This window comes from Deltaproteobacteria bacterium, from assembly GCA_016234845.1.
Classification (GTDB): Bacteria; Desulfobacterota; Deferrimicrobia; order Deferrimicrobiales; family Deferrimicrobiaceae; genus JACRNP01.
On the sequence record JACRNP010000098.1, the window covers coordinates 1 to 3,055 of the forward strand.

Consider the following 3,055-nt stretch of genomic DNA (forward strand, 5'->3'; position numbering starts at 1 on the left):
GACGCGGAGCGGACGCGTTCGTTCCTTTCGGAGCACGCCGGGAAGATCGGCTTCCTCAACCTGTCGATCCTGAACCTGCCGCGGGATGCGGCGTGGCCGGGGCAGCCGTCCGAGTCGGTCTCCGGGGAGGGGGAGGGATCCGGGGGGCGCGAACCGCTGGGGCTGTACCGGCCGGTGCCGCCGCGCGACGGGTGGGGCAGGGCGCAGGCGCGGCGCTTCCTCCGGGAGCGCCTGCTGGGAGATCCGTCGATCCGCGCGATCGCGGCGCGGACGCCTCCCGGGTTCACCTCGAACCACGCCTTCTTCTTCCCTCCCGGGGCGTCGCCGGGAGGATGAACGGCGGCGCCGGGCGCGCTATCCCGCCGGGACGACGCGCGCGTCGGCGACGGTGAGCCCCGTTTCGTGGACGAAGATCGGGTTCATGTCCATCTCCCCGACGTCGGGGTGCGCCGCGAGGAACGCCGACAGCTGCACCAGGAGGGCGCGAAGGGCGGAGAGGTCCGCCGCCGGCCTCCCGCGCAGGCCGGTCAGCACCCGGTACCCCCGGATCTCCTCGATCATCTCCGCGGCGTCCTTCGAAGACAGGGGCGCCACGCGGAACGACACGTCGCGCATCGCCTCGACGAAGATCCCTCCCAGGCCGAACATGACCGCGTGCCCGAACTGCGGGTCCCGCGTCACGCCGACGATCACCTCGTGCCCCGCGGGCGCCATCGCGCACACCAGCGCCCCACCGGCGCGCGCGCCCGCCGCCTGTTCCGCCGCGCGGATCGCGCGGAACGCCGACCGCACCGCCGCCTCGTCGGCGACGTTCAGGAACACGCCGCCGGCGTCGCTCTTGTGCGTCACGTCGGGGGAGTTCATCTTCACCGCCACGGGGAAGCCGATCTTCCGCGCCGCGGCGACCGCCTCGTCTTCGCCGGCGGCCCGGGCGAACCGGGTCACGGGAAACCCGGCGCGGGAGAGAAGCTCCATAGAGTCGGCGGGGGAGAGCGCCTTCGGGCCGCCGGGCACCGGCGGTTCCGATCCACCCGTCGAAACGGGGAACCGGTCCCGGCGGAACCGGACGTGGCACGACAGCGCCTTCATCGCCCGCTCCGGCGTCGGGAACACGGCGATCTTCCTCTCGTGGAACTTCAGCCGCTCCTCCCGCTCCACGTCGGCGCCGCCGAGGTACGCCACCAGCTCGCAGCGTCCGGGGCGAATCACGTCGGAGGCGCCCGGGATCGGGTCGCCGAAGATCGTCATCACCACGTCGTACTCCCCGTCGGCCGCCGTAAGGACCTTCCGGTAGCGGGCGGCGTCGGTGTCCCCGGTGAGATCCAGGGGGTTCCCCACGATGCAGTGCGAAGGGAGGATCTCCCGCAGCTTCCCGGAGAGAGCGGCCGAAAGCGGAGTGACGCGCAGCCCCTCCTCTTCCGCGACGTCGGTCGCGATGATCGCGGAACCCCCCGAACTGGTGACGATGAGCGTGTTCGGCCCCTCGGGCGGGGGGAGGTAGGCGAGCGCCTTGGAGAAGTCGTACAGCTCCTCGAGCGTCGCCGCCCGGTGCACCCCGCTCTGGCGGAACACCGCGTCGTAGACCTCGTCGCGTCCCGCCAGCGAACGGGTGTGCGATTCGGCCGCCTTCCGGCCCCGCTCCGTCCTCCCCGCCTTGAAGATCACCACCGGCTTGGGGCAGGCGCGCACGGCCGAGAGGAATTTCGCCGCGTCCCTCACCCCCTCGATGTAGAGCGCGATCACCCTGGTGTGCGGGTCCTCCGCGAAGAAGGCGATCAGGTCCGCCTCGTCCACGTCCGAACGGTTCCCCATGCTGACGAACGCGGAGAACCCCAGCCGCTCCTCCGACGCCCAGTCGATCAGCGCCGCGCCCACGGTCCCGCTCTGGGAGACGATGGCGATCTCCCCCCGGCGGGTGATGAGGGGCCAGGAGGCGCAGACGCCGTGGTACGGGTAGTTGACCCCCTGGCAGTTGGGTCCGATCACCCGGATGCCGGCCGACGACGCGGCCCGGGTCATCTCCTCCTGCAGCGCGGCCCCCGCCTCGCCCGACTCGGCGAAACCGCCGGTGATCACGATGGCCGACTTCGTCTTCCTCTCCCCCAGCTCCCGCATCGTGCCGGGGACGAGCTTCGCGGGGATGATGACGACCGCGAGGTCGATCCCCTCGGGGAGCTCGGACGCCGATTTCACCGACGGGATGCCCAGGATCACCTCCCCCTTCGGGTTGACGGGGACGATCTCGCCGGCGAAGCCGGCCTCCCGGATGTTGCGGAAGATCTGGAATCCCATCTTGTCGGGATTCGCGGACGCGCCGATGACGGCGATCCGGGACGGACGGAACAGGGAGGAAAGGGGGGAGGCCATGGCCACCTCGAGGATATTAGCCCGCATTTCTCGCCAGGCTTCTGCTACGGCGGCGGATACGGGCATGTCTACTGCGTTGCGCTCGGTCGGGCTCCTCGCCGTAGTATTAACTACGTCTCCGGGGCCCTCGGTCGCGCGCCTTGTATCCACGCCCGTCTCCACCGCCTCGCGACGAACCCTGGTGAGAAATGCGGGCTAGGGATTGGGGGTACAGTAGCAAAGGGACGGACCGCTGTCACCCGCCGGGAAATTTCCCCAACCGGCCCTCCGGCCGATCCTTTAGAATGGATCCTTCGGACGCAACGAGTTCAGGGTGTCGCGGACACCCGCTTCGGGGGGAGGGCAGGATGAAACGGTCGGGGTTGGCGGTGGCGATCCTCGCGGCGGCGATGCTGGCCGCCGGCGCGGCGGTCGGGGCGGACGACGCGAAATCGAAGATCCCGGGCAGGATCGTGCTGAAGGTGTACGAGAAGCGGCAGGTGACGTTCGACCACAAGGGGCACGCGCAGCGGATCGGGAACTGCAAGACGTGCCACCACAAGGATGGCTCGGAGAAATGCTCCGACTGCCACGGCGCGAAGCGGGACGGGGACACCCCGTCGTTCCGCGAGGCGATGCACCACCGGTGCAAGGATTGCCACATGAGGACCAACAGGAAGGTGAAGGGGTACTGCATCGAGTGCCACCC

At 70.2% G+C, this 3,055-nt stretch carries 3 protein-coding genes; 2 read left to right on the forward strand and 1 reads right to left on the reverse strand.

Features of this window, described 5'->3' with window-relative positions; genetic code table 11:
* On the forward strand, nt 1-336 hold a 336-nt coding region (locus HZB86_07400), incomplete at its 5' end, for a radical SAM protein (protein ID MBI5905364.1).
* A gap of 18 nt (nt 337-354) precedes the next feature.
* On the opposite strand, the gene HZB86_07405 is transcribed toward HZB86_07400, so the two are convergent.
* On the reverse strand, nt 355-2,367 hold the full coding sequence (locus HZB86_07405; GenBank protein ID MBI5905365.1) for an acetate--CoA ligase family protein: 2,013 nt from the start codon (nt 2,365-2,367) through the stop codon (nt 355-357).
* A gap of 347 nt (nt 2,368-2,714) precedes the next feature.
* Between HZB86_07405 and HZB86_07410 the strand changes: the two genes are divergently transcribed.
* Nucleotides 2,715-3,055, forward strand: a 341-nt coding sequence (locus tag HZB86_07410; protein ID MBI5905366.1) for a cytochrome c3 family protein, incomplete at its 3' end; no start/stop codon positions are given.

Coding starts and splice junctions, on each gene's coding strand:
- HZB86_07405 (MBI5905365.1), bottom strand. CDS start 2,367: ATGGCCTCCCCCCTTTCCTCCCTGTTCCGTCCGTCCCGGATCGCCGTC.